Origin of the sequence: Ramlibacter montanisoli (assembly GCF_013087525.1) — a bacterium.
Classification (GTDB): Bacteria; Pseudomonadota; Gammaproteobacteria; order Burkholderiales; family Burkholderiaceae_C; genus Ramlibacter; species Ramlibacter montanisoli.
In genome coordinates, this window is sequence record NZ_JABFCS010000001.1 from 3,050,385 (window position 1) to 3,063,721 (window position 13,337).

The window sequence follows — 13,337 nt, forward strand, 5'->3', positions numbered from 1 at the left end:
AGCGCGCCGGCCCGCGCCGGCTACTTCGCGACTTCGCCCTCTTCCTCCGGCGCCTTGGTGTGCCGGATGAACAGCTGCGCGGCCCAGATGCCCACCTCGTAGAGCAGGCACATCGGCACGGCCAGGGCCAGCTGCGACACCACGTCGGGCGGCGTGATGACCGCGGCGATGATGAAGGCCAGCACGATGAAGTAGCCGCGGAATTCCTTGAGCTTCTCGATCGACACGATGCCCATGCGCGCCAGCACGATCACCACGATCGGCACCTCGAAGGCGGCGCCGAAGGCGAGGAACATGGTCATCACGAAGCTGAGGTAGGCCTCGATGTCAGGCGCGGCCGTGATGCTCTTGGGCGCGAAGCTCTGGATGAACGAGAACACCTGCCCGAACACGAAGAAGTAGCAGAAGGCCACGCCGATGAAGAACAGGACGGTGCTGGAGACGACCAGCGGCAGCACCAGCTTCTTCTCGTGCGAGTACAGCCCGGGCGCCACGAAGGCCCAGACCTGCCACAGCACCACCGGCAGGGCGATCAGGAAGGCCGCCATCAGCAGGATCTTCAGCGGCACGATGAAGGGCGAGATCACCGAGGTGGCGATCAGGGTCGCGCCCTTGGGCAGGGTCGCGATCAGCGGCGCCGCCAGGATGTCGTAGAGGGCCGCCGGGCCCGGCCAGACGGCCAGCACCGCCGCGACGATGCCCACGGCGATGAACGCCTTGATCAGCCGGTCGCGCAGCTCCACCAGGTGGGCCACGAAGGGCTGTTCGGTGCCGGCGAGCTCGTCTTCCGGTTCGTTCGGGGTGGTGGACATAGGGGGACGGCCGCCGGCGCTGCTGCCGGCCCCGCTTTCAGTTGAACTTCTGCGGGCGGTACTTTGCCACACGCGCCGCGCCGGACAGCGCGCGGGTGCGCTGGCCGCTGCGGGCCTTGTACCAGTTCGGCACGGTGCCCTGCTTCAGGCGCCACTTCTTCTTCGGGTGCTTGTACTCGGGGAAGGAGGGCGGCTCGCTCAGCGCGCTGTGCGCCGTGGAGGTGGCGTCCTCCCACTGCTTCTCGAAGTCGGAAGCCGCGGTGGAGACCGATTGCTCGACGTCGCGCGCCGCGCTCTCCACCGTTTCCTTCATCTTCTTGAGCTCGTCGAGCTCCATCGAGCGGTTGACCTCCGCCTTGACGTCGGCGACGTAGCGCTGCGCCTTGCCCAGGAGCGTGCCCACCGTGCGGGCCACGCGCGGCAGCTTCTCGGGACCGATGACGATCAACGCCACGGCGCCGATCAGCGCCATCTTGGACAGGCCGAGGTCGATCACTTAGGCGATCAGGACTTGTTCCGCGCTTCGACGTCGATCGTGGTCTTGTCCGCGGGAGCCGCGGAAGGACCCTGCGAGGCCGTCACCTGGCTGGACGGGGGCACCGGCGTATCGGGCTGCGAGCCGTCCTTCATGCCGTCCTTGAAGCCCTTCACGGCGCCGCCCAGGTCCGAGCCGATGTTCTTCAGCTTCTTGGTGCCGAACACCAGCACCACGATCAACAGCACCACCAACCAGTGCCAAATGGAAAAGGAACCCATGGATTACTCCTGTCTTACTGCTCGGATTCTAGTCGGCAGGCGAAGTTCAGCTGCCGCGCACGGAGATTGCTCAGCCCTTGAGCCAGGGACGCGGCCCGCCGATGACGTGGAAGTGCAGGTGCGGCACTTCCTGGCCGCCGTCGTCGCCGGTGTTGCACACCAGCCGGAAGCCGCCTTCGGGATAGGGCCGGCAGCCTTCCTGCTTCGCCAGTTTCGGCACCAGGCTCATCAGCCGGCCCAGCATCGCGGCGTGCTTGTCCTCCACGTGCGCCATGGAAGTGACGTGCTCCTTGGGGATCAGCAGGAAGTGCACCGGCGCCCAGGGATGGATGTCGTGGAAGGCGAGGATCTCCTCGTCCTCGTAGACCTTCTTCGAGGGGATCTTGCCCTCGGCAATCTTGCAGAAGATGCAGTTCGGGTCGTGGCTCATTCGCGTCTATTCGGGGAGGCGGTTGTCGTTGAAGCGCAGCCAGCCGCGCAGGCAGCGGTACAGGTACCAGACGCCGATCAGCGTCCAGGCGATCGCGCCCGGCAGGAACAGCAGGAACCACAGCGGCGAGGTGATGGTCAGCCACACCAGCGTCCACCACACCGTGCGGATCATGTAGTTGTGGTGCGCCAGGTACAGGCTGTCGCGCTCGTCGGCGCGCTTGACGTAGTGCACCACCAGCGCCACCAGCGACAGCGTCCAGAAGGTGAAGGGCGACACCGTGTGCATGCCGTACAGCACGTGCATCACGGTGCGGTCGGCGGGCGACTTGTCTTCGAGCGTCACGTAGTCGGTCTCGGGCATGGCGTTCCCCCTTGTCTTGCCGCTATTCGCCGCGGCCCTCGCGCTCGCGTGCCTTGCGCAGGGCCTTTTCCTCCAGGCCGCCGAGGCCCTCGCGCCGCTGCAGTTCCGCGACGACGTCGGCCGGCCTCAGCCCGTAATGGGCGAGCGCGATCATGCAGTGGAACCAGAGGTCCGCGACCTCCCCACCAGCCTGGCGCGGTCGCCGCCATGGTCGATGTCCTTGGCCGCCATCACGACCTCGGTCGCTTCCTCGCCGATCTTCTTCAGGAAGGAGTCGGGGCCCCGCTGCAGCAGGCGCGCCACGTAGCTCGCGTCCGGGTTGCCCCCGTTCGCGGGCTTGCGGCTCTCGATGACATCGGCCAGGCGGGCCAGGGGGTCGGCAGCGGTCATGAAGGCCTATTTGTAGATGCTGGACGGGTCTTTCAAGACAGGTTCCACCACCTGCCAGGCGCCGTCGCGGTAAAGGTGGAAGAAACAGCTGTGGCGGCCCGTGTGGCAGGCGATCGAGGGGTCGTGCCCGAGCTGGGTGACCTTCAGCAGCAGCACGTCGTCGTCGCAGTCCATGCGGATCTCGTGCACCTGCTGCACGTGGCCGGACTCCTCGCCCTTGAACCACAGCTTGCCGCGCGAGCGGCTGAAATACACGGCGCGCCCGGTTTCGGCGGTCTTGCGCAGGGCCTCGCGGTCCATCCAGGCGAACATCAGCACGTCGCCGCTGGACGCTTCCTGCGCGATGACGGGGACGAGCCCCTGGGCGTCCCACTTGACCTGGTCGAGCCAATCCATGGGACGTATTGTCCCCGATCGCAGCGTCAGAGGCGCACCGGGATCCCGCGTTCCGCCATCCTCTGCTTGGCCTGCTGCACCGTGTACTCGCCGTAGTGGAAGATGCTGGCGGCCAGCACCGCGTCGGCGCCGCCCTGCTGGATGCCGTCGGCCAGGTGGTCCAGGGTGCCCACGCCGCCCGAGGCGATGACGGGCACGGGGACGGCGTCGCTCACCGCGCGGGTGAGTTCCAGGTCGAAGCCGGACTTGGTGCCGTCGCGGTCCATGCTGGTGAGCAGGATCTCGCCGGCGCCGCGTTTCGCCATTTCGGTGGCCCAGGCGACGGCGTCCAGGCCGGTGTTGCGCCGCCCGCCGTGGCTGTACACGTCCCAGCCCGGTCCGCGGCTGGCGGCATCCTCGGCGCTGCGCCGCTTGGCGTCGATCGCCACCACGATGCACTGCGCGCCGTACCTGGCGGAGGCGGCGGCGATCATGTCCGGATTGGCGATGGCCGCGGAGTTGAAGCTGGTCTTGTCGGCCCCGGCATTGAGCAGCCGGCGCACGTCTTCCACGGTGCGCACGCCGCCGCCGACTGTGAGGGGGATGAAGACCTGCGAGGCGACGGCCTCGATGATGTGCAGGATCAGGTCGCGCTCGTCGCTGGTGGCCGTGATGTCCAGGAAGGTCAGTTCGTCGGCGCCCTGCTCGTTGTAGCGCGCGGCGATCTCCACCGGGTCGCCCGCATCGCGCAGTCCGACGAAGTTGACGCCCTTGACGACGCGGCCGCCGGTGACGTCCAGGCAGGGGATGATGCGCTTGGCCAGCACCTCAGGTGCGTCCGTTGAGTTCGTCGGCGCGGGACTGCGCCTTGGCGAAGTCGAGGTCGCCGGAATAGATGGCGCGCCCGCAGATCACGCCCTCGATGCCCTCGTCCTCCACCGCGCACAGGGCCTCGATGTCCTTCATCGAGGACAGGCCGCCGGAAGCGATCACCGGGATGGTGAGGGCCTGGGCCAGCTTGACGGTGGCGTCCACGTTGATGCCGGTGAGCATGCCGTCGCGGCCGATGTCGGTGTAGATGATGGACTCGACGCCCCAGTCCTCGAACTTCTTCGCCAGGTCGGTCACCTCGTGGCCGGTGAGTTTGCTCCAGCCGTCGGTGGCCACCTTGCCGTCCTTCGCATCGAGGCCGACGATGATGTGGCCGCCGAAGGCCGTGCAGGCGTCCTTCAGGAATCCGGGGTTCTTGACGGCGGCGGTGCCGATGATCACGTAGCGCAGGCCGCCGTCGATGTAGCGCTCGATGGTGTCGAGGTCGCGGATGCCGCCCCCGAGCTGCACCGGGATGTCGTCGCCGACCGCCTTGAGGATGGAGCGCACCGCGGAGAAGTTCTGCGGCTTGCCGGCGAAGGCGCCGTTCAGGTCCACCAGGTGCAGCCGCCGGGCGCCGCGATCCAGCCAGGTCCGCGCCATGGCCGCGGGGTCCTCGCTGAAGGTGGTCGCCTGGTCCATGTCGCCTTGCTTCAGGCGAACACAATGGCCGTCTTTCAGGTCAATCGCGGGGATCAGCTGCATGGGAAAAGTGGAGGAATGCGGCTGGGTGCCGCGACCCGGGAACCATCAGGGTGTCCAGTGGAGGAAGTTGCGATAGAGCGAGAGGCCCTGGTCTGCGCTTTTTCAGGGTGGAACTGGGTCGCAAAAATATTATCGCGGCCCACCGCGCAGGTAAAGCGAACGCCGTACTCGGATTCCCCGACGCTGTGGCGCGGGTCCGACGGCATGGCGTAAAAGGAATGCACGAAATAGAACCAGCTTTCGTCCGGCACGCCCTCCCACATCGGGTGGCGCTGCGCCTGCTGCACGCGGTTCCAGCCCATTTGCGGGACCTTGTAGCGGCTGCCATCCGGCTGGCGCTGCCCCTCCAGCTGGAAGCGCACCACCTCGCCGTGGATCAGGCCCAGGCCGCCGGTCGGGCCTTCCTGGCTGCGATCCAGCAGCATCTGCATGCCCACGCAGACGCCGAACAGGGGCTTGCTGGCGGCCGCTTCCAGCACCGATTCCAGCAGCCCGGACTCGCGCAGCTCGCGCATGCAGTCCGGCATGGCGCCCTGCCCCGGCAGCACCACGCGCTCGGCCGCGCGCACCACCTCGGGGCGGGAGGTCACGATGGCATGCACGCCGCTGCCGGCGGCCACGTGCTGGACCGCCTGCGAGACCGAACGCAGGTTGCCCATGCCGTAATCGACGACCGCGACCGTCCGAGCGCTCAAAGAGATCCCTTCGTGGAAGGAATCGTGCCGGCGGCGCGCGGGTCGAGCTTCAGGGCGGAACGCAGCGCGCGGGCGAAGGCCTTGAACACCGTCTCGCACTGGTGGTGCGCGTTCTCGCCGCGCAGGTTGTCGATGTGCAGCGTGACGAAGGCGTGGTTGCAGAAGCCCTGGAAGAACTCGTGCGCGAGCTGGGTGTCGAAGGTGCCGATCATCCCGCTCTTGAAAGGCACGTTCATGATCAGCCCCGGCCGGCCGGAAAAGTCGATCACCACGCGCGACAGGGCCTCGTCCAGCGGCACGTAGGCATGGCCGTAGCGGCGGATGCCTTTCTTGTCGCCCACGGCCTTGTAGACGGCCTGGCCCAGGGTGATGCCCACGTCTTCCACCGTGTGGTGGCCGTCGATGTGCAGGTCGCCTTCGGCCTGGATGTCCAGGTCGATGAGGCCGTGGCGCGCGATCTGGTCCAGCATGTGGTCGAAGAAGCCGATGCCGGTGGCGAGCTTCGCCTGCCCGGTGCCATCCAGGTTGACGCGGACGGCGATCCGGGTTTCCGCGGTGTTGCGGGTGACTTCTGCGGTGCGGTTGCTCATAGGGTGGACTGCAGGGCGGACAGCATCTGCGTGTTCTCTTCGGGGGTGCCGATGGTCAGGCGCAGGCAGCCGGCCAGCAATGGGTGCATTTTAGAAACGTTCTTGACGAGCACCTTGCGCGCCTTCATGCCCTCGAAGCTGCGTGCCGCATCCGGCACGCGCACCAGGATCATGTTGGCGTCGCTGCGCCAGGCCTGCAGGCCCATCTCCCGCAGCGCCGCCTGCACGCGCTCGCGCTCGGACTTGATCTGGGCGGCCTGGGCGGCGAACACGTCCTCGTGCTCCAGGGCGAACAGGGCCGCCTCGCAATTGAGCACGCTCACGTTGTAGGGCGGGCGCACCTTGTCGACCTGCGCGATCAGCTGCGCCGGGCCCATCATGTAGCCGATGCGCACGCCGGCCAGGCCGAACTTGCTCAGGGTGCGCATCAGCAGCACGTGCTCGTGCTTCGTGACGCGATCGAGGTAGCTGCGGCTGGCGAAGGGCTGGTAGGCCTCGTCGATCACCACCAGGCCGGGCGCGGCAGCCACGATCTTCTCGATGGTGGCGTCGTTCCAGAGGTTGGCGGTCGGGTTGTTCGGGTAGGCCAGGTAGACGATCGCCGGCTGGTGCAGCGCGATCGCATCGAGCATGGCCTGTTCGTCCAGCTCGAACTCCGGCGTGAGGTCGACGCCGACGAATTTCAGGCCCTGCTGCTGCGCGCTCATGGCGTACATCACGAAGCCGGGCAGCGGCGCCAGGATGGTGGCGCCCGGCACGTCGCAGGCCATGGCCAGCATGGTGATCAGTTCGTCGGAGCCGTTTCCGAGCATCAGGCCGAAGCCTTCGGGCAGCTGCGCGTGCTTCGCCAGGGCCGCCCGCAGTTCGTCGATGCGGTCGCCCGGGTAGCGGTTCAGGGCGACGGCGGCGAGCCGCTCGCCCAGCTCCTTCTGCAACGCGGGCGGCAGCCGGTGCGGGTTCTCCATGGCATCGAGCTTGACCATGCCCCGCGAGTCCTGGATGGCATAGGCATGGGTGGACTGGACGTCCTGCCGGATGCGGGTGGCGATCAGTCGGTCCAGGGTGGCGCTCATGGCAGGAAGGGCAAGGTCCGCCTCTGCGGACGCGGGTTGCGAAAAAGGGGGTAGCCCGACGGCTGGACCCAATACTAACGCTTGATCCGAAGCTCCGCCGCGCGGGCATGCGCTTGCAGGCCCTCGCCGTAAGCCAGTTCGGCGGCGATCAGGCCCAGCGACTGGGCGCCGGCCTCGCTCACCTCGATGAGGCTGCTGCGCTTCTGGAAGTCGTACACCCCCAGCGGGCTGGAAAAGCGCGCCGTGGTGCTGGTGGGGAGCACGTGGTTGGGGCCGGCGCAGTAATCCCCGAGCGATTCACTCGTGTACGCGCCCAGGAAGATCGCGCCGGCATGCCGCAGCAGCGGCTCCCAGCGGTGCGGCTCGCCGCTGGCGATCTCCAGGTGCTCCGGCGCGATCCGGTTGCTGATCTCGCAGGCTTCTTCCATGTTCCGGGTCTGGATCAGGGCGCCGCGGCCGTTGAGCGACTTGGCGATGATCTCCGCCCGCGGCATCTCGGGCAGCATGCGGTCGATCGCGGCCTGCACCGCCTCGATGTACTTCGCGTCCGGGCACAGCAGGATGCTCTGGGCCAGTTCGTCGTGCTCCGCCTGCGAGAACAGGTCCATGGCCACCCAGTCGGCCGGCGTCGTGCCGTCGGCCAGCACCAGGATCTCGCTCGGGCCGGCGATCATGTCGATGCCGACCTGGCCGAAGACGCGCCGCTTGGCGCTGGCGACGTAGGCGTTGCCGGGGCCGGTGATCTTGTCCACCCGGGGCACCGTCTCGGTACCGTAGGCGAGCGCGGCCACCGCCTGGGCGCCGCCGATGGTGAAGACGCGCGTCACGCCGGCCACGTAGGCCGCGGCCAGCACCAGCGGGTTCTTCTCGCCGCGCGGGGTGGGCACCACCATGATGATCTCGCCCACGCCGGCGACATGCGCCGGGATCGCGTTCATCAGCACGGAGGAGGGATAGGCCGCCTTGCCACCGGGCACGTAGATGCCGACCCGGTCCACCGGCGTCACCTTCTGACCGAGCAGGGTGCCGTCGGCGTCGCGGTAGCTCCAGCTCTCGCCGCTGGCCTTCTTCTGGGCCTCGTGGTAGCTGCGGACACGCCGCGCCGCGCTTTCCAGCGCTTCGCGCTGCCTGGCCGGCAGCGACTCGAAGGCCGCCTTCAGCTCGGACGGCTTCAGCTCCAGCTGCGCCATCGCGGCCGCCTTCATGTCGAAGCGGTTGGTGTATTCCAGCACCGCGGCGTCGCCGCGCTTGCGCACCTCGGCCAGGATGTCCGCCACCGCCTGCTCGATGCCGGCATCGGTGTCGGCCGACCAATGCAGGCGCGCCGCCAGCGCGGCGTCGAAGCCGCTCGCGGTGGTGGCGAGGCGCAGGGGTCGGGCGGAAAGCGTCATTTCTGGGAGGCGGCGACGGTCCTGGCGAACACGTCGATCAGGTGGCGGATGGGTTCCTGCTTCAGCTTGAGCGCGGCCTGGTTGACCACCAGCCGGGAGCTGATGTCCATGATGCGCTCGACCTCGACCAGGTTGTTCGCCTTGAGCGTGCCACCGGTGGACACCAGGTCGACGATGGCGTCGGCCAGCCCGGTCAGGGGCGCCAGCTCCATGGAGCCATAGAGCTTGATCAGGTCCACGTGCACGCCCTTGGCGGCGAAGAACTCGCGCGCGATCGCGACGTACTTGGTGGCCACGCGCAGCCGCGAGCCCTGGCGCACGGCGCTGGCGTAGTCGAAGTCGGAGCGCACGGCCACGCTCACGCGGCACCTGGCGATCTGCAGGTCCAGCGGCTGGTACAGGCCCTGGGCCCCGTGCTCGATCAGCGTGTCCTTGCCGGTCACCCCCAGGTCGGCACCGCCGTACTGCACGTAGGTGGGCACGTCGGTCGCGCGCACCAGCACCACCTGCAGGTCGGGATTGCAGGTCGGCAGGATCAGCTTGCGCGATTTTTCCGGGTCTTCCAGAACGGAAATCCCTGCGGCTTTCAGGAGCGGCAGGGTTTCGTCGAAGATGCGCCCTTTCGACAGGGCCAGGGTAATGGCGGGCTTTCCCGCAGAGGTCATTTCACTCTTTCGATGTCCGCCCCGAGCGCCGTGAGTTTGGCTTCCATTTGCTCGTAGCCACGGTCGAGATGGTAAATCCGATCGACGATGGTTTCGCCGTCGGCCACCAGGCCGGCGATCACCAGGCTGGCGGAAGCGCGCAGGTCGGTCGCCATGACGGTCGCCCCGGACAGGCTTTCCACCCCGTGGGTGACCGCCACCTTGCCGTCCACGTCGATCCGCGCGCCCATGCGCATCAGCTCGCTGACGTGCATGAAGCGGTTCTCGAAGATGGTCTCGGTGATCTTGGCGTCGCCCTCGGAAATGCAGTTGAGCGCCATGAACTGCGCCTGCATGTCGGTGGGGAAGCCGGGGTATTCGGTGGTCTTGAAGCTCTGGGCGTCCAGCCGCCGGTCGGCGCTCACGCGGATGCCGTCGGCCAGCGGCTCGATCTTCGCGCCGGCGGCCTGCAGCAGGTCGATGACGGCGCCCAGGTGGTCGGCCCGGCCGTCCCGCAGGAACACGCTGCCGCCGGTGGCCGCCACCGCGCACAGGAAGGTGCCGCACTCGATGCGGTCGGACACCACCTTGTGCGTCGCGCCATGCAGCCGCTCCACGCCCTGGATGCGGATGCGGCCGGTGCCGTGCCCTTCGACCTTGGCGCCCATCGCATTGAGCATGTCGCCCAGGTCGGTGATCTCAGGCTCCAGCGCCGGGTTCTCCAGGATGGTCTCGCCCTCGGCCAGCGCCGCGGCCATCATGAAGTTCTCGGTGCCGGTCACCGTGATCATGTCGGTGCGGATGTGCGCGCCCTTCAGGCGCGTCCAGCCCTTGGGCAGCTTGGCGATCATGTAGCCATGCTCGATCACGATCTCGGCGCCCATCTTCTGCAGGCCCTTGATGTGCTGGTCCACCGGGCGCGCGCCGATCGCGCAGCCGCCGGGCAGCGACACCGTCGCCTCGCCGAAGCGCGCGAGCAGCGGCCCGAGCGCGAGCACCGAGGCGCGCATGGTCTTCACCATCTCGTAGGGCGCTTCCGGGAAATGCAGGCCGGCCGACTCGATGGTCACCGTGCCGTCGCCCGCGAATTCCGCCGTCGCGCCCATGTTGCGGATGAGCTTGAGCATCGTCGCCACGTCCTGCAGGCGCGGGATGTTCTTCAGCGTCATCTGGTCCGGCGTGAGCAGCGCCGCGCACAGTTCGGGCAGCGCCGCGTTCTTGGCGCCGGAAATGCGAACCTCGCCGTTCAGCGGACGGCCGCCGCGAATCAAGAGCTTGTCCATGAGCCTCAGTGGGGTTGGTTCGCCCATTCGTCGGGCGTGAATGTCTTCATCGACAGGGCATGAACCTCGTCGGTGTGCATTCTCGCACCGAGCGTCTTGTAGACGCGCTGGTGCCGCTGGATTGGACGCAAACCGGCGAACTCGGCTGACACGATCAGCGCCGACCAGTGGCGGCCGTCGCCCTCGACTTCGATGTGCTCGCAGGCGAGCGAGGAGGCGATGAGTTGGCGCAGTTCGTCGGCAGTCATGGAAAAGCTCTCTTTTACCCGCGGATCTTGTAACCGATGCGCAGCAGGTGCACGGCAATGGCGCTCACGCCCAGCATCGCGCTGCCGACGATGCCCAGGCTGAGCCAGGGCGACACGTCGCTCACGCCGAAGAAGCCGTAGCGGAAGCCGTCGATCATGTAGAAGAAGGGATTGAGGTGGGACACGCGCTGCCAGAACTCGGGCAGCGAGTGGATCGAATAGAAGACGCCGGACAGGAAGGTCATCGGCATGATGATGAAGTTCTGGAAGGCCGCCATCTGGTCGAACTTCTCGGCCCAGAGGCCGGCGATCACGCCCAGCGCGCCCAGCATGCCGGCGCCCAGCACCGCGAACACCAGGATCCACAGCGGCGCGGCGAACGTCACCTGGGTGAACCACACCGTCACCAGGAACACGCCCAGGCCCACGCACAAGCCGCGGGCGATCGACGAACCCACGTAGGCGATGAACCAGCTCCAGTGCGACAGCGGCGTGAGCAGCACGAACACCAGGCTGCCCATGATCTTGCTCTGGATCAGCGAGGAGGAGCTGTTGGCGAACGCGTTCTGCAGCACGCTCATCATCACCAGGCCGGGCACCAGGAAGGCGGTGTAGGGGACGGTGTCGTAGACCTTCACGTGGTCGGCCAGCACGTGGCCGAAGATCAGCAGGTACAGCAGCGCGGTCAGCACCGGCGCCGCCACCGTCTGGAAGCTCACCTTCCAGAAGCGCAGCACTTCCTTGTAAAGCAGCGTCTGCCAACCAGTCATGCGGGCACCTTCTCGCGGCCGGCCGTCATCACGTCGAGGAAAACGTCCTCCAGGTCCGCCTTGCGGATCTCCACGTCCTCCACCCGCAGGCCGGCCTGGCGGATCACCGCCAGGTGCTGCTCGATCTCGTGGGCGTCGTGCGCCGGCAGCTGCACGATGCGGCCGGTCACGCGCGCCTTGCCTTCGAAGGCGGGCGGCAGCGTGCCGTCGAACTTGAAGCGCAGCACGTTGCTCGACGCCGCCTTCAGCAGGTCGCTGGTGCGCTCCAGCGCCACCACCTTGCCGGCCTTGAGCATCGCGATGCGGCTGCACAGGGCCTCGGCTTCTTCCAGGTAGTGGGTGGTGAGCAGCACCGTGTGGCCCTGCTTGTTCAGGCGGGCGATGAACTGCCAGAGGGTCTGGCGCAGTTCCACGTCGACACCCGCGGTCGGCTCGTCGAGCACGATCACCGGCGGGCGGTGCACCAGCGCCTGCGCCACCAGCACGCGCCGCTTCATGCCGCCCGAGAGCTGCCGCATGTTGGACGTCGCCTTGTCGGCCAGGCCGAGATTGGCCAGCAGTTCGTCGATCCAGGCGTCGTTGTTCTTCACGCCGAAGTAGCCGGACTGGATGCGCAGCGCCTCGCGCACGGTGAAGAAGGGGTCGAACACCAGTTCCTGCGGCACCACGCCCAGCGTGCGGCGGGCCTGCGCGTACTCCTTGTGCACGTCGTGGCCGTGCACCAGCACCTGGCCCGAGGTCGCGCGCACCAGGCCGGCGAGCACGCTGATCAGCGTGGTCTTGCCCGCGCCGTTGGGCCCGAGCAGGCCGAAGAACTCGCCCTGCTGGATGTCGAAGCTGACCTTGTCCAGTGCCTGGAAGCTGCCGCGCGCGGTGCTGTAGGTCTTGGAGACGGACTGAAAGGAGATGGCGGGCATGGGCAACCCGCCATTTTACCGAGCCGGGGTGCACGCCCCGTCCGCAAGGGTACTAGGCGGAGGCGGGCTCGGGCAGCAGTTCCGCCACGCCGTAGAGCGTGGCGAGCGCGCGCAGGCGCGGATGCAGGTGCACCACCGCGAAGGTCTTGCCGCGGGCCAAGGCCTCGCGGCGGCACTCCAGCAGCACCGCCAGCGCCGAGGAATCGAAGCTGCGCAGCGCCGAAGCGTCGGCCACGGCCTGCGGCCCGGGATCGGAACGCAGCGCCTGGGCCAGCATGCCGCAGCATGCGGTGGCCTGGGCGTGCGTCAGTTCGGCGGGCAGGACCAGCACGGCGGCGTCAGCCCTGCGGGCCGCGCCGGCGGCGGCGTTGGCCTTGTTGCGTTCGGCCATGGTGGCGATCAGGCCATCGATGCCCTTGGCATTGACCTGCTCGGCGAACTGGCTGCGGTAGGTTTCCACCAGCCACACGCCCAGCACGTTCAGGTTGTAGATCTTCCAGCCCGCGCCCTGCCCCGGCGTCTTCTCCAGGCGGTATTCCAGCTGGATCGGTTCGCCGCGGCCGCGGATTTCACTGCGCACGATGACGTCGGTGTCGGCGGGCTGGGCCCGCAGCGGCTTGACCGAGACGGACTCGTCGTTCACCTGCGAGAGCGCACCGGCATAGGTGCGCACCAGCAGCAGCTTGAACTCCTCCTGCAGGCGCTGGCGCTGCTCCGGCGTGGCCTGGCGCCAGGCCGGGCCGACCGCCGAAGCCGTCATGCGCTGGAAGTTCACGTTCGGCATGATCTTGTTGTCGACCACCTGCATGATGCGGTCGATGTTGCCGGACTGGACCAGCTTGTCGGTCTTGATGATGCCCAGCACCTCGTCGGAGAGGCGCTTCATCATGGCGTCGGGTGCTTCGTCGGCGGCGTGCGCCAGCGGCCAGGCACCTGCCATGGCGGTCGCGAGCACGGCGGCCGCCATGCGGCCCAGGTTTCGTCGGTTCATTTCTTTCCTTTCCTGCCGGGCTTGCACCCGGGGT

General features: G+C 67.8%; 16 protein-coding genes and 4 pseudogenes. All 20 read right to left on the reverse strand.

From position 1 onward, the window contains the following. Positions 1 to 20 precede the first annotated feature (20 nt). Positions 21 to 812 carry a twin-arginine translocase subunit TatC gene (gene tatC / locus HK415_RS14985; protein WP_171560673.1) on the reverse strand — a complete coding sequence of 264 codons (792 nt, stop codon included), beginning with the start codon at positions 810 to 812 and terminating at the stop codon, positions 21 to 23. A gap of 37 nt (positions 813 to 849) precedes the next feature. Continuing rightward, on the reverse strand, positions 850 to 1,308 hold the full coding sequence (tatB, locus tag HK415_RS14990; protein ID WP_171560676.1) for a Sec-independent protein translocase protein TatB: 459 nt from the start codon (positions 1,306 to 1,308) through the stop codon (positions 850 to 852). Between the two features lie 8 nt (positions 1,309 to 1,316). After that, positions 1,317 to 1,568 carry a Sec-independent protein translocase subunit TatA gene (gene tatA / locus HK415_RS14995; RefSeq protein ID WP_171560679.1) on the reverse strand — a complete coding sequence of 84 codons (252 nt, stop codon included), beginning with the start codon at positions 1,566 to 1,568 and terminating at the stop codon, positions 1,317 to 1,319. Between the two features lie 70 nt (positions 1,569 to 1,638). Further along, complete coding sequence (locus HK415_RS15000) at positions 1,639 to 1,998, reverse strand: histidine triad nucleotide-binding protein (RefSeq protein ID WP_171560681.1); 360 nt, start codon at positions 1,996 to 1,998, stop codon at positions 1,639 to 1,641. Positions 1,999 to 2,004: 6 nt separating this feature from the next. Next, positions 2,005 to 2,361, reverse strand: coding sequence for a DUF4870 family protein (locus tag HK415_RS15005; protein ID WP_171560683.1), 357 nt, complete (start codon positions 2,359 to 2,361; stop codon positions 2,005 to 2,007). A 22-nt stretch (positions 2,362 to 2,383) separates the two neighbouring features. Then, positions 2,384 to 2,751: pseudogene (locus HK415_RS15010) on the reverse strand (phosphoribosyl-ATP diphosphatase). Positions 2,752 to 2,757: 6 nt separating this feature from the next. Further along, positions 2,758 to 3,147: a phosphoribosyl-AMP cyclohydrolase gene (hisI, locus tag HK415_RS15015; protein WP_171560686.1), complete on the reverse strand. Its 390-nt coding sequence runs from the start codon at positions 3,145 to 3,147 to the stop codon at positions 2,758 to 2,760. A gap of 26 nt (positions 3,148 to 3,173) precedes the next feature. Further along, positions 3,174 to 3,953, reverse strand: coding sequence for an imidazole glycerol phosphate synthase subunit HisF (gene hisF / locus HK415_RS15020; RefSeq protein WP_171560689.1), 780 nt, complete (start codon positions 3,951 to 3,953; stop codon positions 3,174 to 3,176). Position 3,954: 1 nt separating this feature from the next. Next, entirely contained in the window at positions 3,955 to 4,701 is a 747-nt protein-coding gene (gene hisA / locus HK415_RS15025; RefSeq protein ID WP_171560692.1) for a 1-(5-phosphoribosyl)-5-[(5-phosphoribosylamino)methylideneamino]imidazole-4-carboxamide isomerase, read from the reverse strand. Between the two features lie 45 nt (positions 4,702 to 4,746). Then, a pseudogene (gene hisH, locus HK415_RS15030) lies at positions 4,747 to 5,360 on the reverse strand (imidazole glycerol phosphate synthase subunit HisH). Positions 5,361 to 5,392: 32 nt separating this feature from the next. After that, positions 5,393 to 5,986 (reverse strand): imidazoleglycerol-phosphate dehydratase HisB, encoded by a 594-nt coding sequence (gene hisB / locus HK415_RS15035; protein ID WP_171560695.1) that lies wholly within the window; start codon positions 5,984 to 5,986, stop codon positions 5,393 to 5,395. Next, positions 5,983 to 7,059: a histidinol-phosphate transaminase gene (gene hisC / locus HK415_RS15040; protein WP_171560700.1), complete on the reverse strand. Its 1,077-nt coding sequence runs from the start codon at positions 7,057 to 7,059 to the stop codon at positions 5,983 to 5,985. Before hisC ends, hisB begins: the two co-directional genes overlap by 4 nt. Positions 7,060 to 7,133: 74 nt before the next feature. Next, complete coding sequence (gene hisD / locus HK415_RS15045; RefSeq protein ID WP_171560704.1) at positions 7,134 to 8,450, reverse strand: histidinol dehydrogenase; 1,317 nt, start codon at positions 8,448 to 8,450, stop codon at positions 7,134 to 7,136. Then, positions 8,447 to 9,115 carry an ATP phosphoribosyltransferase gene (gene hisG, locus HK415_RS15050; protein WP_171560707.1) on the reverse strand — a complete coding sequence of 223 codons (669 nt, stop codon included), beginning with the start codon at positions 9,113 to 9,115 and terminating at the stop codon, positions 8,447 to 8,449. The genes hisD and hisG overlap by 4 nt, the downstream gene beginning before the upstream one ends. Then, positions 9,112 to 10,377 (reverse strand): UDP-N-acetylglucosamine 1-carboxyvinyltransferase, encoded by a 1,266-nt coding sequence (gene murA, locus HK415_RS15055; RefSeq protein WP_171560712.1) that lies wholly within the window; start codon positions 10,375 to 10,377, stop codon positions 9,112 to 9,114. Before murA ends, hisG begins: the two co-directional genes overlap by 4 nt. Before the next feature lie 5 nt (positions 10,378 to 10,382). Further along, entirely contained in the window at positions 10,383 to 10,625 is a 243-nt protein-coding gene (locus tag HK415_RS15060; protein WP_171560716.1) for a BolA family protein, read from the reverse strand. Positions 10,626 to 10,639: 14 nt separating this feature from the next. Continuing rightward, on the reverse strand, positions 10,640 to 11,395 hold the full coding sequence (locus tag HK415_RS15065) for an ABC transporter permease (RefSeq protein ID WP_171560718.1): 756 nt from the start codon (positions 11,393 to 11,395) through the stop codon (positions 10,640 to 10,642). Next, positions 11,392 to 12,312 carry an ABC transporter ATP-binding protein gene (locus HK415_RS15070; RefSeq protein WP_171560720.1) on the reverse strand — a complete coding sequence of 307 codons (921 nt, stop codon included), beginning with the start codon at positions 12,310 to 12,312 and terminating at the stop codon, positions 11,392 to 11,394. Before HK415_RS15070 ends, HK415_RS15065 begins: the two co-directional genes overlap by 4 nt. A 52-nt stretch (positions 12,313 to 12,364) precedes the next feature. Then, positions 12,365 to 12,649, reverse strand: a pseudogene (locus tag HK415_RS25270) (STAS domain-containing protein); the annotation flags it as partial. Positions 12,650 to 12,667: 18 nt separating this feature from the next. Continuing rightward, positions 12,668 to 13,303, reverse strand: a pseudogene (locus HK415_RS25275) (MlaC/ttg2D family ABC transporter substrate-binding protein); the annotation flags it as partial. Positions 13,304 to 13,337: the final 34 nt, after the last annotated feature.

What these genes read in the sequence shown, in the direction of transcription:
- hisI (WP_171560686.1), bottom strand. Translation starts at nt 3,147, where the DNA reads ATGGATTGGCTCGACCAGGTCAAGTGGGACGCCCAGGGGCTCGTCCCC.
- HK415_RS15005 (WP_171560683.1), bottom strand. Translation starts at nt 2,361, where the DNA reads ATGCCCGAGACCGACTACGTGACGCTCGAAGACAAGTCGCCCGCCGAC.
- HK415_RS15065 (WP_171560718.1), bottom strand. Translation starts at nt 11,395, where the DNA reads ATGACTGGTTGGCAGACGCTGCTTTACAAGGAAGTGCTGCGCTTCTGG.
- hisA (WP_171560692.1), bottom strand. Translation starts at nt 4,701, where the DNA reads ATGCAGCTGATCCCCGCGATTGACCTGAAAGACGGCCATTGTGTTCGC.
- tatC (WP_171560673.1), bottom strand. Translation starts at nt 812, where the DNA reads ATGTCCACCACCCCGAACGAACCGGAAGACGAGCTCGCCGGCACCGAA.
- hisD (WP_171560704.1), bottom strand. Translation starts at nt 8,450, where the DNA reads ATGACGCTTTCCGCCCGACCCCTGCGCCTCGCCACCACCGCGAGCGGC.
- murA (WP_171560712.1), bottom strand. Translation starts at nt 10,377, where the DNA reads ATGGACAAGCTCTTGATTCGCGGCGGCCGTCCGCTGAACGGCGAGGTT.
- HK415_RS15070 (WP_171560720.1), bottom strand. Translation starts at nt 12,312, where the DNA reads ATGCCCGCCATCTCCTTTCAGTCCGTCTCCAAGACCTACAGCACCGCG.
- hisG (WP_171560707.1), bottom strand. Translation starts at nt 9,115, where the DNA reads ATGACCTCTGCGGGAAAGCCCGCCATTACCCTGGCCCTGTCGAAAGGG.
- tatA (WP_171560679.1), bottom strand. Translation starts at nt 1,568, where the DNA reads ATGGGTTCCTTTTCCATTTGGCACTGGTTGGTGGTGCTGTTGATCGTG.
- HK415_RS15060 (WP_171560716.1), bottom strand. Translation starts at nt 10,625, where the DNA reads ATGACTGCCGACGAACTGCGCCAACTCATCGCCTCCTCGCTCGCCTGC.
- hisB (WP_171560695.1), bottom strand. Translation starts at nt 5,986, where the DNA reads ATGAGCAACCGCACCGCAGAAGTCACCCGCAACACCGCGGAAACCCGG.
- hisC (WP_171560700.1), bottom strand. Translation starts at nt 7,059, where the DNA reads ATGAGCGCCACCCTGGACCGACTGATCGCCACCCGCATCCGGCAGGAC.
- HK415_RS15000 (WP_171560681.1), bottom strand. Translation starts at nt 1,998, where the DNA reads ATGAGCCACGACCCGAACTGCATCTTCTGCAAGATTGCCGAGGGCAAG.